This window comes from Cellvibrio sp. pealriver, assembly GCF_001183545.1.
GTDB lineage: Bacteria > Pseudomonadota > Gammaproteobacteria > Pseudomonadales > Cellvibrionaceae > Cellvibrio.
In genome coordinates this window covers 2,462,575-2,478,857 of the sequence record NZ_KQ236688.1, presented here as the reverse complement: position 1 = coordinate 2,478,857, position 16,283 = coordinate 2,462,575, and the positions used below count along the sequence as shown (strand labels likewise).

The 16,283-nt window shown below is 48.2% G+C and carries 12 protein-coding genes; 11 read left to right on the top strand and 1 reads right to left on the bottom strand.

Annotated elements, in window-relative coordinates:
- The first annotated feature begins 3 nt into the window (after nucleotides 1-3).
- The 11 genes from VC28_RS10765 to VC28_RS10715 all read left to right on the top strand — a co-directional run bounded on the left by VC28_RS10765 (nucleotide 4) and on the right by VC28_RS10715 (nucleotide 13,715).
- Nucleotides 4-825 (top strand): CheR family methyltransferase, encoded by an 822-nt coding sequence (locus tag VC28_RS10765; protein WP_049630638.1) that lies wholly within the window; start codon nucleotides 4-6, stop codon nucleotides 823-825.
- 5 nt (nucleotides 826-830) lie between these two features.
- Nucleotides 831-1,334, top strand: a complete 504-nt coding sequence (locus VC28_RS10760; protein ID WP_049630637.1) for a chemotaxis protein CheD — start codon at nucleotides 831-833, stop codon at nucleotides 1,332-1,334.
- A gap of 131 nt (nucleotides 1,335-1,465) precedes the next feature.
- The gene (locus tag VC28_RS10755; protein ID WP_049630636.1) at nucleotides 1,466-2,518 is read left to right on the top strand and encodes a protein-glutamate methylesterase/protein-glutamine glutaminase; all 1,053 of its coding nucleotides are present in this window, start codon (nucleotides 1,466-1,468) and stop codon (nucleotides 2,516-2,518) included.
- Nucleotides 2,515-3,741: an EAL domain-containing response regulator gene (locus tag VC28_RS10750; RefSeq protein WP_049630635.1), complete on the top strand. Its 1,227-nt coding sequence runs from the start codon at nucleotides 2,515-2,517 to the stop codon at nucleotides 3,739-3,741. Before VC28_RS10755 ends, VC28_RS10750 begins: the two co-directional genes overlap by 4 nt.
- Nucleotides 3,742-4,050: 309 nt before the next feature.
- The gene (locus tag VC28_RS10745; RefSeq protein ID WP_049630634.1) at nucleotides 4,051-4,458 is read left to right on the top strand and encodes an SMU1112c/YaeR family gloxylase I-like metalloprotein; all 408 of its coding nucleotides are present in this window, start codon (nucleotides 4,051-4,053) and stop codon (nucleotides 4,456-4,458) included.
- A gap of 131 nt (nucleotides 4,459-4,589) precedes the next feature.
- Complete coding sequence (locus tag VC28_RS10740) at nucleotides 4,590-5,447, top strand: polysaccharide deacetylase family protein (protein ID WP_231591727.1); 858 nt, start codon at nucleotides 4,590-4,592, stop codon at nucleotides 5,445-5,447.
- 30 nt (nucleotides 5,448-5,477) lie between these two features.
- Entirely contained in the window at nucleotides 5,478-6,995 is a 1,518-nt protein-coding gene (locus VC28_RS10735; protein WP_049630633.1) for a BAR domain-like protein A BdpA, read from the top strand.
- A gap of 303 nt (nucleotides 6,996-7,298) precedes the next feature.
- Nucleotides 7,299-9,578 (top strand): YfiR/HmsC family protein, encoded by a 2,280-nt coding sequence (locus VC28_RS10730; protein ID WP_049630632.1) that lies wholly within the window; start codon nucleotides 7,299-7,301, stop codon nucleotides 9,576-9,578.
- Between the two features lie 194 nt (nucleotides 9,579-9,772).
- Nucleotides 9,773-11,947 carry a TonB-dependent receptor plug domain-containing protein gene (locus tag VC28_RS10725; RefSeq protein WP_049630631.1) on the top strand — a complete coding sequence of 725 codons (2,175 nt, stop codon included), beginning with the start codon at nucleotides 9,773-9,775 and terminating at the stop codon, nucleotides 11,945-11,947.
- Nucleotides 11,948-12,040: 93 nt separating this feature from the next.
- Entirely contained in the window at nucleotides 12,041-12,865 is an 825-nt protein-coding gene (locus tag VC28_RS10720) for a citrate synthase family protein (protein WP_049630630.1), read from the top strand.
- Complete coding sequence (locus VC28_RS10715; RefSeq protein ID WP_049630629.1) at nucleotides 12,849-13,715, top strand: citrate synthase family protein; 867 nt, start codon at nucleotides 12,849-12,851, stop codon at nucleotides 13,713-13,715. Before VC28_RS10720 ends, VC28_RS10715 begins: the two co-directional genes overlap by 17 nt.
- A 9-nt stretch (nucleotides 13,716-13,724) precedes the next feature.
- Here the strand turns inward: VC28_RS10715 and VC28_RS10710 are convergent, their stop codons facing one another.
- The gene (locus tag VC28_RS10710) at nucleotides 13,725-16,283 is read right to left on the bottom strand and encodes a GGDEF/EAL domain-containing response regulator (RefSeq protein ID WP_053094189.1); all 2,559 of its coding nucleotides are present in this window, start codon (nucleotides 16,281-16,283) and stop codon (nucleotides 13,725-13,727) included.

The window sequence follows — 16,283 nt, the reverse complement described above, 5'->3', positions numbered from 1 at the left end:
ATTATGGAAATGGAAAGCGCAACACCTATCCCTACCGATAAAGAGTTTCAGCTGTTTCAAGAATTGATTCAGGAAAAATTGGGTATTTTTTTACCTACGCAAAAAAAAGCGCTGTTGAGCAATCGTTTATGGAAGCGGTTGCAGGCGTGCCAGGTCAAAGGGTTTAGTGATTACTATCGTTTTATTTTAAGCCCCCAAGGCAAGGGTGAATTAAATACAGCGCTGGAATTAATTACCACGAATGAGACCTATTTTTTTCGTGAGCAAAAACATTTTGATTACTTGCAGGAGATTATTCTTCCCAAGTATCGCCCTGGGTCAAACTTTCGTGTGTGGAGTGCTGCATCATCAACAGGAGAGGAACCCTACAGTATTGCGATGGTGTTAAAAGATCGCTGCCAGTGTGATTGGGAATTGTTGTGTTCCGATGTAAACCGCTCGGTAGTTGAGCAGGCCAAGATCGGGATTTATCCGGAGATGCGCGTGAAAAATATCCCGCACGATTATTTGCGCCGTTACTGCCGCAAGGGGGTAGGGCCACAGCAGGGCAATGTCCGGGTAGTGGCAGAATTGCGTGAGTCGGTACAGTTTTTTACCTTGAACTTGCATGAAACCTTTCCGGATATCGGCAAGTTTGATTTGATTTTTTTGCGCAATGTGTTGATTTATTTTGAAAACGACAACAAAGCAAAAATACTGGAGCGGATCGCCGATAAATTAAAACCGGGCGGTATCTTGTTTGTTGGTCACTCGGAAAGTTTGCATGGTATTAGCTCGCGCTTTATTCCACTCAAACCCGCCATTTACCAGTTATCAGGGCGGTAGTTGTTATGGCAGTTGTACCCATCGTGAAGCCACTCCACAGCATACATCCGGGAGAGTGGTATTTCGGTGTGGAGTATGAGCGGTTGCATACCGTGTTAGGTTCCTGCGTCGCGCTGACGGCGTGGCACCCCACGTTGAAAATCGGTGGCATGTGTCACTATCTCCTGACCAATGAACCTCCTTCAAGAGCAGATATACGGGCAAAATCGTTGTCATCAGCAGATTGCCGCTATGCCGTACATGCATTGGAGCAAATGAAAAAATCGATGCAGGCCTATGGAAATATGAATGAATTCCAACTGGGGATTTTTGGCGGCGGCGATATGTTTCCCTACAAAACGCCCACCTCAATTGGCTTTGACAATATTGCCTATGCGCGCCAGTGGTTGATGCGTGAAAAACTTCAACCAATCCATGTGGATGTTGGCGGAACCATTTCCCGCTCCTTGATGTTGGTTATATCGACGGGGGAGATTCAATTAAAACATTATGCAATGAATCCAGCTTGAAGATTGAAATACGGGGCTGATGAACAATACTTGTTAAATTACAGATTCGCGCGGTGTTGTTTTTGATAGAAATAGTCGCGCGGGTATTCTTGATAACGGATCGGGTATTTTTTTGGGAAATTTGAGCAATTATGACAATTGATGTTCTGGTAGTGGATGATTCAGCCGTTGTACGCCAGGTTCTCAGTGGTGTACTGAATGAAGCGCCTGACATTAATGTCTACGCCACGGCATCCGATCCTATTTTTGCGCAACAGCAAATGCAGAAAAAATGGCCGGATGTCATTTTGCTGGACATTGAAATGCCGCGTATGGATGGCCTGACATTTTTACGCCATCTGATGCACGAAAAGCCGACGCCCGTGATTATTTGTTCGTCCCTGGCTGAAAAAGGCGCGGAGCTGACTTTGCAGGCGCTATCCGCCGGTGCCATTGATGTGATCACAAAACCGCAATTGGGCGTGAAAGATTTTTTGTTGGAGGCAAAACATTTGCTTTGGCAAACCGTGCGCGGTGCCGCCGGTGCCCATGTGTCACGCCGGGCAAGTATGGGTGCTGATATCAAAAAAGCAGCACCGGTAATGCCGGCCGTGGCCGATCTGGTCAGCATGACAGCGACTACCGATAGCATTATCGTGATTGGTACCTCTACGGGCGGCACCCAAGCATTGGAGGAAATTCTCAGCAAAATTCCACGCACCTGCCCTGGTATCGCCGTTGTGCAACACATGCCAGAGAAATTTACCGCCGCGTTTGCCAAACGTCTTGATGGTTTATGCGAGGTGGATGTGAAAGAAGCAGAGAGTGGGGATCGCTTGATTCCAGGCCGGGTGCTGATTGCACCGGGTGGGCATCACCTTGAGGTTCAGCGCTCGGGGGCGCAATACATTGCCAAGGTGTTCCGCGGCCCGAGCGTCAATCGCCACTGCCCATCGGTTGATGTGCTATTCCGCTCTGCTGCCCGCGCTGCCGGACGCAATGCAATGGGGATCATCATGACCGGCATGGGCGATGATGGTGCCCGCGGCCTTTTGGAAATGCGGCAAGTGGGATGCAGAACCATTGCACAGGATGAACAGTCCTGCATTGTGTTTGGTATGCCTAAAGAGGCGATTAATCTGGGGGCTGCCAAAGAGGTAATGCCGTTATCCCAAATTCCTGCCGTACTGGGGGGCAAGGCATGAAGTCGGTAATTTCCGAACTGAGCGTACTGGTGACAGATGACAGCCTTACCCAGCGCCAATACGCAAAAGGGCTCTGTAGTGAATTGGGCGTGAAAGATCTGCACGATGCCGCTAATGGTGTGGATGCGTTAAATGTACTGGAATCCCGCGGGGTCGATGTCGTTCTGGTTGATCTTGAAATGCCCATTATGGATGGGGTTGAGCTCATCCGTTCAATGGCGCAGAAAAAGCTGGCCAGCAGTGTCATTATTCTCAGCGCCAAAGACCCGATCCTGATTGCCAGTGTGGGTACCATGGCAGAAGCTGATGGCCTGCATGTACTGGGTACCTTCCAAAAACCCCTCCTGCCGGACGCGCTGGAGTGTAGCCTTCTGCGCTTTATCCAGGACACCAAAAACAAAGCGGCAGAACCCCACGTGCAGCAAGATAACGAAGTGACTGCGGTTGAGTTGGGTGAAGCGCTTGCCAATAACGAATTGACCTTGGCATTCCAACCAAAACTGACAGTGCAAGGGCTGATGCTCAAAGGAGTAGAGGCCTTGGCGCGTTGGCGTCATCCTCAAAAAGGGGTGATCTCTCCGGGAGTATTTATTCCACTGGCTGAGCGCCACGGCATGATCGATATGCTGACACGTCACCTGTTACAAGCCGCATTCCAGCATAAACGCACTTGGCAAAATTATGGGTTGCGCTTCAATCTTGCATTTAACCTATCGCCTCTGTCTCTGGCCGATTCCGATATGGTGGAGTGGCTGTGCAAAATGGCTGAAGACCACGGTATCGCGCCCTCGGAAATTACCTTTGAAATTACCGAAAATGCCCTGTTGGGCGAGCTGGCCAGCGCGATTCAGACTCTGGCACGTTTACGCTTGAAAGGGTTCCATATTGCTATCGATGATTACGGTACCGGCTTTGCCAATGCACAGCAGTTATCGCGCGTACCTGCGACGGAACTGAAGATCGACCGTTCATTGGTGCATCGTGCAGCTGCCCGCCCACAGCAGCGCACCATTCTTGCCAGCACGGTGGATTTGGCCAAAAACCTGAACCTCACCACGGTGGCAGAAGGGGTGGAAACGGATGAGGATTACCGGATCATTGCCGACTTGGGGGTGGATCTGGTGCAGGGGTATTACTTCTCCAAACCACTATTTCCTGAAGATTTGCTGGTGTGGATTAAGTCCGGCTTGAGCCAGCTGCGGCGTCAGCATGAGAAGCATTAGATAGCGCATAGCTCCTAACACGCTTAACCCCACCCATAAAAAATCCCGCTCAGGCGGGATTTTTTATGTCGCGGATACCCGTATACGTCGGCATAAGCATCATGAGCATGGCTGCGTGTTGTGGATGAAATGGGGCGTTCATTTTGGATACAGCTCCCGCACGCCACCATAACCACCATCTGCATGTCAGGAAGCAGGAAGCAGGGAGCGGTTGCAGGATGCACAAGTTACGCAAAAGGCATCGTCTTTTAAGGGGTGGGCGTTATACTTGGGCTCCAGTTTCCGTGTGCAATTACAAGGCACTTATTTATGGCAGCGGCTTCACCTGTTTTACAGTCAGTCCACCATGTCGCATTGATTTGTTCGGACTACCTAAAGTCCAAAGATTTTTACGTCAATGTTTTAGGCTTGGCCGTGGTTGCAGAAAATTATCGCGCTGCACGCGATTCGTGGAAACTGGATTTGGCGTTACCGGATGGCACCCGGTTGGAGTTATTTTCGTTTCCCAACCCGCCTGCGCGACCATCGCGACCGGAAGCCTGTGGCTTGCGCCATTTGGCATTTGTGGTGCGCGATCTTGATGCGTATGTCGCCTGGCTGGAAGCCAATGGTGTTGCCGTAGAGCCAATCCGGGTGGATGAATTCACACATAAACGATTTACGTTTTTTCAAGACCCTGATGGATTGCCATTGGAATTATATGAATTGCCTGAGTAGTTTTTCTTTTCACTTTTTGTGCTGCGAGAGATAAAACTGTGCCCACGACAAAATGGTTTATCCGGTGTGTATGCGTACTTTCTGCCGTACTTTTTTTCATCTTAGGCAACGCTCAGGTGCATGCGCGGGAATTGGCTATTGCATTTGAAAATACACTGCAACCTTCCAGTTCATTGGACGCAATGGCTCGCTCACAAATGTTGGTGCGCAACTTGGCAACTGCAGGTGTACCCCAGGCGATGTTTTTGATCAAAACCAAAGGGATAGATCAAAAAGATAAAGCGCGTCTTTCACTTTACAGCGACAAAGGACATCTGTTGGTAAACGCCGGGCACGGACACGGCTTGGTAACCAAAAGCGATCTGTATGCCTATGAAATTGGCATACTCAAAGCCAACCGTATTTTGCGTCCCTATCGCGGCTATAAAAAACATGTCTATTTTTCTTATTTGCATGAATATGGCGATGCCAATATCCAACAGGGTCTTGCCAATTTTTTGCAAGAGCGAGGCTACCGTCCGGCGTTTGCCAATCCCAATCCCATGCGCGGTGTAGACCAATATCTGGATGAGTTGTACCAGAAAAAAATCCGCAGTAATCGCGCAGTTAATATGGCTGCACTTGAAAAGGCGTATGTGGATCTGATCAGTACATCACTCGCACAGGAAGATGCACTGGCGTTTAATCTTTTGGGGTATTCACCCAAGCAAGTATTGGTATTACAGGAAAACGACTTGGCCGCGTATTTTATTGTGGCATTGGTTGATCAATTAATTGCGCAGGGCTGGAAAATTATTCCTCCTGAATCGGTTTTTAATGATCCGCTTGCTAATAACCCTGTTGCGGCAAATCGCTGGGGTGCCAATGGTTATATCAACTCAATTACCCGTTTAGCGGATGAGCGTGTTGCTTATTGGCGTGTATTGGGTGATCGCAAAGCGCGAGTGGATGCTTTTTTGCAAAGTAAAGTGCCCGGTTTTATTGAATAGTTTTTTGCTTACACAAGGTTGCGGAGAGATATGTTCAAATCAACAGCAAAATTATGGATGTTGTGTGTGGCCAGTGTTCTTGCTATGCAAGCAGGCGCACAACAAAAATCAGTCATTTTTAAAAATGGCTTTGATAGCGATGCCGATTTGAAAAAATGGGCGCTCATATACGGTACCAAAGCCGTCGCCGAACAAGCGCGCACAGGCACAGGTGCATTATTGGTGGAAGAGGGCGAAGCATCGGTGCGTTCGCGGGTGAACTTGAATGAGCAGGGCACACTGGAGTTTTGGATAAAAACCTCATCGCCTGCTACGCAATACACCATTAATGTGCTGGTTGCTACCAACCAGAATATTGACAACGGTTGGGTGCAGGTCGGACAAATTAAAGGCAGCAACGACTCAACGGAATATCATGCCAAACGTATTTCAATTGATGACCCAGGCAAAAAATATCTGCGCCTGGATTTTGAGATTGCCAACGGGCAGGTATGGATTGATGACCTGAGTGTAGAAAAAATTCTGCTTGATACTGCGCTGCAAAAAAATCAGGAAAAAGTCATTGCTGAAGTCTTGGGCAAATTGCGCGATGACAAAAATTATCAGGTACAGGCAGATGCGTTGCGCACCCTAGGGAAAAATTATGCAGCCCAGATTGATGTGCAGCGCCAGTACCTTGAATACGCTAACGGTATCTATTCCAGTGTGACGTTGGTGCTGGCAACTTCCGAGCGCGGCAAAATGGCGAATCCGCTCGGTTACCACACCTTTAAAGGTATCGTCAGCGATGTGCGCATGGTGGCATCACCTATTCAAAAGTCGCGCATGGAATCATTGTTGAAACCCTTGGGTGATATTGCAACGGCAAGCCTGAACGTGATGACCCAGGGGGCTTATCAGGCGTTTGCCGAGCCATTCAAAACCATTGTCGCTACAACATTTGATCGTGTGTCGTATGAAAATGCAGGTGTTGACCGCAAAGCGCGCAAGTTTGCCGAAGCCAATGGCTTGAAAACCTTTGCCAAGGCCGAGGGCTTTTTAGGTGAGGTTGAAAAAGAATTGAACATGGTTGTCGCATTGGATAAAGACCTGATGGATATCCAGCGCGAGGTCGATAAATTCCGCAAAGATCTGGATAAACATTTAAAAGAATCGCTGATCGCCGGTGGTATGGGGCGCGGTCAGGAAAACTACAACCGCGTATTGAGCAAAGATGAAACGATCCGCGCGGCTGCTTTGCAGGAAATCAATAATTATTTTCTCTTGCAAGCCGAAAGTTATCAAAACCATTCCAGCTCCAACACAGAGTTTGTACAGTTCATGATGAAGGCGACGGGCACGATGGAAGAAACCCAAGTGTTTAAAGAACGATTTAATCAAATTGCATCATCAGTCATTACTTTTTACGATAAATTTGATCGTTCCGTAGCCAAAGAACAAAACCCATTCACGAGTGAGACTGACCGCGCGCTTTGGGAGTCCCACGCAGTTAAAGTGCGCACTTATATTCAGGAATCCAAAGCAGCGTTTGCAAAAGCGTATATGTAAGCTTCCAATCGCTGTTATCGGTTGGTGATTGTTCATTCCATCCAAGGCACCCGGTGCATTTCCCCGGGTGCCTTTTTTATTGGCCAGTTGTATTTATCGTTGTCGGGTAGTTTTACTCATCGTCCATCGTTCGAGGGAACTAGGAATAGCCCGGTTAACCGGCTATGCTTCAGTGATCAAAATAGCGATAAGACTGAACCGATGTTGATAACTTCCCCTTTTACTGCGCTTAACACCCTGTGTCGTCGTGGGTTGCTACGGCAGTGGCTACATACGTATGTATTGTTCTTGTCAGGTTTGTTCTTGCCAGTATTGCTCCTGTGCGCGACAACCCCGGCAGTTGCCCAAGGGCTCAACAAAGAAAAAATAACCGCATCTTACTTGTATAACTTTGCCAAAAATATTGAGTGGCCGAATCAAGCGGCAATGACCTCGTTTTCAATTGGGGTTTATGGAGCCAACAACCCTGCATTGATGTCTGAACTGGCGGTGTTGCGCGACCGTGTGAAGCTGCGCAATTTGCCGATCAATGTGACCGCAACCAACCATATTGATGAGCTTAGCCGCTTTCATCTGGTGTATATCGAAGAGGCGAGCCCTAAAACCATTGCGGATATTTACGATGCGTTGGAAGGCAAGCCAGTCTTGATTGTGACTGAGTCTTACGCCAACAAACAATTGGTCATGATTAACTTGATGACTACAGAAAATGACCGGCTTAAATTTGAAGTGAATAAATCCAACATCATTAATCATGGATTGGTGCCGTTACCCGAATTGATCCTCAATGGTGGTACCGAAATTGATGTCGCCAAGCTGTATCGCGAAGGCCAAGCGTCGTTAGTTGCATTGCAAAAACAATTGCGTGGGCGTGAAAAAGCCTTGAATGAATTGAGTGCTGCAGTTCAAAACCAGCAGGCCATTAATGACGGGCTGCAAGAGCAGATGGCGGAGTTAAATAAAGGTATTCAAAAAAGCGACCAGCTAATCGCAGAACAAAAAGCATTATTACAAGAGCAACAACAACAAATTGAAACCAGCAAACAAGAGCGCGCTTCGCTACTGGCAGAAGTCAAACAGCGTACCCAGGAGCTGGATGAGCAACAGCAGCATTTGCGTACAATCCTCGCGGAAATTGAGACCCGCGAGCAGCGGTTGAATTATTTAAATTCCACTATCACTTCGCAAGAAGAGACCATCCTTAAACAGAAAAATGAAATTGTGAATCTTGATGAGTTGGTGGATTCCCAAAAAGTTGCCCTGCGTTATTTATGGGGCTCTGTGTTTCTTGGTGTGTTGTTGATCATTACCATTTTTGTTGCCTACACCATCAAGCGCCGCGACAACGAGCGCTTGGCTGCTCACAGTCAGGACTTGCAAATGGCGCGTGACCGGCTCGCGATTGCCAAACGCAAAGCGGAGGATGCCAGTCAGGCGAAGAGTGAGTTTTTATCGCTCATGAGCCATGAATTGCGCACGCCGCTGCAGGCGATTATCGGCTACACCGAAGTGGTGATTGAAGAATTAAAATTGGCCGATGATACGCGTCACCTGAACGATCTGAATCGTGTCATTCTCAATAGCGAACGTTTGCTGAAATTGATCAACAGCGTGTTGGATCTGGCCAAAATTGAATCCGGCCGTATGGATCTTGATCTCACAGAAGTTAAATTATCCAGCCTGGTCGATGAAGCGCTGGGAACCGTTGCGCCCCTGTTGGAAAAAAATGCCATACGTTTGCACGTTGATGTCGATAACGGCGATGTGTTGCCAGTGGCTGATCCGGAAAAGCTGCTGCATATACTCATTAATTTATTGGGTAACGCCATCAAATTTGCGGCGAACGGACAGGTGCGCATCAAGGCTTATCATCAACCGCACCGGATTTACATCAGCGTTGCTGATACCGGTATAGGGATATCGGTCGAGCAGCAAGCAACGATTTTCGATCCATTCAAACAAGCAGACTCAGGCACTACACGTAAATTTCAGGGCAGTGGATTGGGTTTGTCTATTACCCGCCAATTGTGTGAGTTGATGGGGGGCAGTATCCGGGTGGAAAGTGAGTTGGGTGTGGGCTCCAAATTTATTGTGGAAATCCCCTTGCCGGTTAAACACATTCCGCAGTCGCTGAATAAATCCGATGCGCAAGAGGAGGAGCAGGCTCAGGCATCAGCACTATCCGTTGAGCCCAAGGGTGAGCATGTTGTCATGATTGATGATGACCCCGCCTTTCTCGATATTATGGCGCGTACTATCCGTGCTGAAGGTTATCAAGTGCACACCGCCGCAGATGCAGAAAATGGTTGGCGCTTGATCCAAACAATCAAGCCGCAGGTGATTACGTTGGATTTATTTTTGCCTGACCAACATGGCTGGATTTTATTTGAGCGTATCAAGGCAGATCCGGATGTTTGTGATATTCCTGTTATTGTCATATCAATGATTGAGGAGCGTAAACGCTTTAATCGCCAACCGGCTGAAGAATATCTGACCAAACCTGTCAAACGGGAGACCTTAAAACTGGCAATACAGCGGTTGGCACCGCATAAAATGCTCGATAATGATAAATCTTCCCAGTAAGGCCTTTGCTTTCGGGGAAAGGTCATTTATCTTTACGCTTGTTTTTAGCATCTTCAGGAATAAATGTTCGACGATCAGTATTTGATTCGGGTGCAATGCGTTTTGCACTTTATTATGGTTTTGTAGTATCTGAGTTGTTTGAGTGATTGTGTCAGCGGAATGACATCTACCCATTTGAATTAGGTTGTCATTATATGCGCGCAATAACGATAAAAAGATGTCCGCTATTTGCTGCTGTACTGTTGTGCTCTCAGGGATTACTTGCCGAGCAGGGCAGCCCTTCTACCTCGCTCGATGATTTTTATAATTTGACCCTGGCTGAATTGGGCCAAGTAGAAATCTCTATTGCTACGGGCAACAACACCCCAATTGACCAAGCACCTGCGATTGCAACCGTGATTACAGCAGGTGAAATCCAAGCAATGGGTGCTCGCAATTTAAATGAGCTACTGGAAACAGTACCAGGCCTTCATGTTGCACTTTCATCCCTCAGCCGTTTGGATTCGGTGTATTCCATTCGCGGTATTCACACCGGATTTAATCCACAAGTTTTATTAATGATGAATGGTGTACCTGTGCAGTACAACGTACAGGGTGGACGCCCCACATTATTCCGTTTACCCGTCACCAGCATTGAGCGCGTGGAGGTCATTCGCGGACCTGGCTCTGCTATTTATGGGGCGGATGCCTATGCCGGTGTCATTAATGTCATCACCAAAGATGCCGATGCCATAGAGGGGACCCAAATAGGCGGCGGTGTTGGTTCATTCAATACGCGCGATCTGTGGCTTCAAACGGCAACAAAATGGAACGATGTCGATGTTGCGTTCAGCATGGCCTACCAAGAGAGCGATGGCGATGATAATCGTCGGGTAAATGCAGATCTGCAATCCGCGCTGGATTATTTATTGGGGACGAATGTTTCAAAAGCGCCTGGCTCCCTATCAACAAGATACTCGGTGCTCGATACGCATTTGATGTTAGCCAGCGAGCAGATTCAATTTAATTTATGGAACTGGCGTTCGGCTGATGCAGGTGTGGGGGCGGGAGGCGCGCAAGTATTAGACCCAACGGGGCGCGATGACAGTAATTTATGGATGGGTGATGTCACTTATCGTTTGAACCCCGATGACGCGGATGCGTGGGACAACAGTGCGCGCGTGAGTTACTTGCATTACGATCAGAAATCCAGTTTCACTCTGTTTCCTGCGGGTACAAAGCTGCTCATCGGACAGGATGGCAATATCGATTTCCAAAATCCGGTAGGAATGGCTGTGTTCACCGATGGCTATATCGGTAAACCCAGTGGAGTTGCAGAAGATGTACAGCTTGACCTGGTATCTCTCTATACCGGGTTTGAATCGCATCGCGTGCGTTTTGCGGTGGGTTCACGCTATCAATCCATCAGACCTGAAGAACAGAAAAACTTTGGCCCAGGTGTACTTGATGGCAGTGAGATTATTGTTGATGGAACGCTTACTGATGTGAGCAACACCGACAATGTTTTTCTTGTAGATAGCTCTCGCACCGTAAAATATATTTCCCTGCAGGATGAGTGGCAAATCGCGAACGAATTACAATTTACTGCAGGTGTTCGCCACGACGATTATTCTGACTTCGGTACAACTACAAATCCGCGTATGGCGTTGGTGTGGGTTGCGAATGATCGCCTCACCACCAAATTACTTTACGGCAGCGCATTCCGTGCACCTTCGTTCACTGAACAATTTGGTAAAAACAATCCGGTCGTATTAGGAAATCCTGATCTTGATCCCGAAGAAATAGACACAGCAGAAATTAGTTTCGCGTATAGCGTGAGCAAAGAACTGGTGACCAATATTACGCTGTTTGATTACAGTGCGCGGGATATGATCGAATTTGTACAGGATGAATTTGCAACAACCAAAACCGCCGCTAACGCTCGCGATCAAGATGGCAGTGGTTTTGAATTGGAAATGAATTGGAAGCCGTCACCGCGATTACATATTGCCAGTAGTTATGCGCGGCAGGATGCAAAAGATGGCGACACTGGAAGAGCCATTCCGGATGCGCCCGGCCAACAGTTTAAAGTGGATTTGAATTGGGAGCTCAGTTCCAAATGGTTTGTGCATAGTCAGCTCAATTGGATTGGTGATCGCCAGCGTGCGCCGGCTGTTGCACCTGCCGTAGAGCGTTCACCCATAGATGATTACGCTTTGGTAAATCTCACCCTTCGTCGCAAAAATATCATGCCCGAGCTCGATGCATCCTTGGTGGTGCGAAACCTGACCAATGAAGATGCACGTGAGCCCAGTAGTGGTGAAATCGCAGAAGATTATTTGCTGGAGTCGCGCAGTTTTTGGGTCGAGTTGCGTTACAACTTCAAATAAGCTGCGTTACTCCTTCAGTTAGTAGCGTTACCACTTCACACAGGTTGCGCTACAACCTTACATACATCGTTAGATTTTTATTTGGAATCGCCCATGTCAGGACCTAAGCACGATCAAGTGCGCAGCCGTAACGAGCCTTTCGTACCGCGCGTAGCAACGCGTATCTGGAAAGAAATTCCGAGTGAGGATAACCCGTTTATCGCAAGTCACGCGCTTTGCCACGGTTATGATTTATTTGAATTGATGAATAAGCGCTCATTTGTTGATGTGTTTTATTTGTTATTTCGCGGTGAGTTGCCTGATAAAGCGGAAGCACAACTGCTGCAAACATTAATGATTGCCTTGATAAATCCGGGACCGCGCCATCCTGCAACGCGCGCTGCGATGAACGTGGGCGTTGGCAAAACCGACCCCGTTCATATCCTTCCTATCGCTGCTGCAGTATTGGGTGGTGAATATGCAGGTGGTGGCATCGTAGAAGAAAGCATGCGCTTTTTACGCAAGCAACAAAAGTTGGATGCGCAGCAGGTTGCGTCAACTCTGATACAGCAATATGCATCAGCGACGAGTGCAGATGAGCAATTATGTATTGCTCCGGGTTTTGGCAGGTATCAGGGCGGCATTGATTTGCTTGCAAAAAATATTGCTAAACAACTGTGTGAATTGGATGCAGCAGGCAAAGCGTTGCGGTGGGGGTGTGAACTCGCAGCCAATCTGGAGGATGATGGTATTGGTTGGATGACGACCGGTATTGCCGCTGCGGTATTTGCTGATCTTGGTTTCCAACCGCGTGCGGGTGGCAGTTTATTCCAATTATTAGGTGCTCCTGGCTTGGTTGCCCAGGGTATTGAATTAGCCAATAAACCCATCACTGCCATGCCTTTTGTGAGCGACGAAAATTATGTTATCGAACGATAAAATCAGCGCAAGCTCATCCACTCACAGCGATGCCAATGTGATTGATTATCTGGAGCAGCGGCGTGGAAAAATTATCAGCAATACAGGCGGCTGGTTTCCCGGTAAGGGTGTTTTTAGCCACGGCTATTCCATGTTGGAAGAGTTGGTTGGAGAAAAATCCTACTTTCAAATTTTAGTGCTGAATGCGACAGGCCGATTGATTGACCGGCCGCTCGCGGATTGGATTGAGGCGGTATATGGTTGCCTGAGTTGGCCGGATCCGCGTATTTGGTGTAATCAGATTGGCGCACTGGCAGGTACCGCTCGCGCATCGGTTGTGGCAGGTACTGCGATGGGTGTTCTTGCGACAGACTCTCGCTCTTATGGTGTTTTACCGCTAATTGAAGGCGTTGGATTTATCCAGAATGCCTTGGCGCAACACAAGCAAGGGATATCGGCCGATGATATTGTAAGCTCGGCTGCTGCAGCGCGAGGGGGCAAGCCTTACATAGTGGGTTACATTCGGCCTATCGCAAAAGGTGATGAGCGCCTTGAGGTAATGGAAAAGGTCGCCGAAAAATTGAATATGCCAGCAGGCCCGCACTTGTCATTGGCATACGCCATTGAACAGGTGTTGATGGAAAAGTACGACGAGGGAATGAACGTGAACGGTTATGTATCGGCAGTGTTGTCTGACTACGATTTTTCACCGCAGGAAACGTATTATTTGTTTTCGACTCTAGTGGCGAGCGGAGTGACTGCTTGTTATCTCGATACCTATAAACGCCCGCCTGACACATTTTTGCCGCTACGCTGTGACGATATTGATTATCAAGGCGTAGCGCAGCGCACTGTTCCTGATGCAGATTAAGTGCATCGATTAGTGGTGTAATAGGCGGCCAGTGTCCGGTGTTATATCCGGATCCATCTCTGAAAACAAAGTGATTTGCTCGACCGGCAATGGATGCCCGATGTGATACCCCTGCACGAAATCGATATTCATCTCTTTCAGGATTTGCAGGATCTCTTCATTCTCCACGTACTCAGCGACGGCTTTTTTGCCGAGTGCCTGAATCACCTGAATCATGGATCTCACCAGCGTCTGGTCAATCTGGTCGCGGTGCAAATTCTGGATAAAGGAGCCATCAAGTTTGATGTAATCCGCCGGTAAATCTTTCAGGTAGGCAAAACTGCTGAAACCAGAACCAAAATCATCCACTGAAAAACTACAGCCCAATTTGTGTAACTCGGCGATCACCCGCTGGGTAATGTGCAAATTGAACAAGCTGGCACTTTCGGTCAGTTCAAAAGTAATCCGTTTTGGATCTACACCGGTTGCTTTCAGATTTTCCAAAATAGTCGGTACCAGATTGTCATCTTTGAATGCCTGTGCCGACAGGTTGATGGCAATGTGGATCAGTTCATCATTATTTTTCAGTGTTTTCAGCGCTAATTTAATAATCCAGCGATCCAGCAAGTGCATTTCACCGGCGGATTCCAGAGCAGGAATAAAATTGTCCGGCCCTACAATTTTGCCGTCGGGTTCAATCATGCGCACCAGTGCTTCGTAATACGAAATCTTTTGTTTTTTCACATCAAAAATCGGTTGGAAGTAGAGCGTCATGCGATCTTCGCTAATCGCTTTGCGCACTTTTTGCGACATGTTGATGGAGTGGCGCAGCTCGTCGCTCTCACTGTCGAGCGGATCATACTGATGAATCAGATTGCGGCCGCGCCCTTTGGCAACATAGAGGGCGATGTCAGCACGCATCAGGTGTTCTTCGGCATTATTGGTGCTGCCATCAATTAATGTCAGGCCAATACTGCTGCCGAGATTAATGCGTTGCTCCTGCAACTGAAAACTGAATTCGCCAATAATTTGTTGGATGCTGTGCGCAAACTCGTGCACTTCTTTGCTATGGATATCGCGCAGTAAAATGGCAAATTCATCGCCACCCAAACGGCAGAGAATATCGGCCCCGCGAATCCGTTTACTTAGCAGATGAGACATTTCGCGCAGCACTTCATCGCCTTTTTGGTGGCCAAAGGTATCGTTAATAACCTTGAAGTGATCCAGATCCAAATACACCAGCGCGTGTTGGCGATTATTGCGCACCGAGTCGGCGGTTAATTGCGCGAGTGTGGTTTCAAAAAAATGGCGGTTGTACAAACCGGTGAGCGAGTCGTGCATCGCGAGGTATTTAAGCTGCTCTTGCGATTCACGGCGCTCGGTAATATTGTCCAGGCATACGGTCAAGTTGCTTTGTTGTTCTGCCTTAGTAGAGCGGCTGATCTTCAACTGTACCCACAACTTTTGGCCGCGCTTATTGCTCAGGCAAATTTCAATTTCCGGGCAGGGTTTGTTTTGTTGCAGGGCTTTGCGGATTTTATTTTTGAACAGTGTGTATTGGCCGAGATCATCCGCCGCGATAAAGGATTCCAATGATGCGCCTATGCATCCTGCAATGGGGAATCCCATCATGGTTTCCCATGCCTGATTGAGATAACAAATCCGGAAATCGGCATCCAGTTCCATCACTACGGATTGCAAATCATTGAGCAGTTGGTGATGGTTTTCGTAGAGTTGGCGAAATGCCAGCTCGCGTTCCTGTAGCGAATTGACCCGCGCGGCAAATTGCGCGTTGCTGACCAGATAATCTTCGCGATGGATGGCGATGTCACACACTTTGCGCAGTTGTTCTGCGCGGAAAGGTTTCGGTAAAAAATCGACTGCGCCCAGCAGCATTAATTCTTCTGCCTGCTCAGTGGTGGTGTGGGCAGTCATGATCACAACTGGTTGTTTGGGGTCAATGCTTTGGATTTCGATCAAAATATCGCGCCCGGACAGCTTGGGCAGCATCACATCAAGCAGCACCAGATCATGGCGGCCTTGTATCCAGGCTTTAAGGCCTGAGTCCCCTTCGTAGGCGACATCAATATCAAACGCAGGTGCAAGCACACGCTTGATCAAATCGGCAGTATCGGGTTCATCTTCCACGACCAACAGGCGTGGTTTTTGGGTGGTGTTGTGTTCAGGAGTGGTCAGTTGTCTGACCAGTGCAGCAAGTTGGTTGATGTGATCGAGCGCGAGTAAATGGTTGATGCCGTATTCGCGCGCAGTGACTTCGGCAATACGCTCACACCAGGTGCTGGCGATAATAATAATGGGTAAATCGGCGCGGCATTTGAGTATGCCGCTGCGCACCAGGCGCGAGAGCCGCCAACCGTCCATATCCGGTGTGTCTATATCAACAATCAGCACATCGATTGGCTGTTGGCGCAGGGTGCGCAGGGCTTTCTGTGCGGAATCAACACAGACCAGATTGTGCAAACCCTCTGCTTGTAGGCTGGCGCTAATAGCGGCCAATGCAGCATCGTCGCTGTTAACGATCAGGAGGTTTACGGGCGAGTGAGGTTGATTGGTGTTATTGGTTAACAC

What these genes read in the sequence shown, in the direction of transcription:
- VC28_RS10755 (WP_049630636.1), top strand. Translation starts at nt 1,466, where the DNA reads ATGACAATTGATGTTCTGGTAGTGGATGATTCAGCCGTTGTACGCCAG.
- VC28_RS10750 (WP_049630635.1), top strand. Translation starts at nt 2,515, where the DNA reads ATGAAGTCGGTAATTTCCGAACTGAGCGTACTGGTGACAGATGACAGC.
- VC28_RS10760 (WP_049630637.1), top strand. Translation starts at nt 831, where the DNA reads ATGGCAGTTGTACCCATCGTGAAGCCACTCCACAGCATACATCCGGGA.
- VC28_RS10745 (WP_049630634.1), top strand. Translation starts at nt 4,051, where the DNA reads ATGGCAGCGGCTTCACCTGTTTTACAGTCAGTCCACCATGTCGCATTG.
- VC28_RS10735 (WP_049630633.1), top strand. Translation starts at nt 5,478, where the DNA reads ATGTTCAAATCAACAGCAAAATTATGGATGTTGTGTGTGGCCAGTGTT.
- VC28_RS10720 (WP_049630630.1), top strand. Translation starts at nt 12,041, where the DNA reads ATGTCAGGACCTAAGCACGATCAAGTGCGCAGCCGTAACGAGCCTTTC.
- VC28_RS10725 (WP_049630631.1), top strand. Translation starts at nt 9,773, where the DNA reads ATGCGCGCAATAACGATAAAAAGATGTCCGCTATTTGCTGCTGTACTG.
- VC28_RS10715 (WP_049630629.1), top strand. Translation starts at nt 12,849, where the DNA reads ATGTTATCGAACGATAAAATCAGCGCAAGCTCATCCACTCACAGCGAT.
- VC28_RS10765 (WP_049630638.1), top strand. Translation starts at nt 4, where the DNA reads ATGGAAATGGAAAGCGCAACACCTATCCCTACCGATAAAGAGTTTCAG.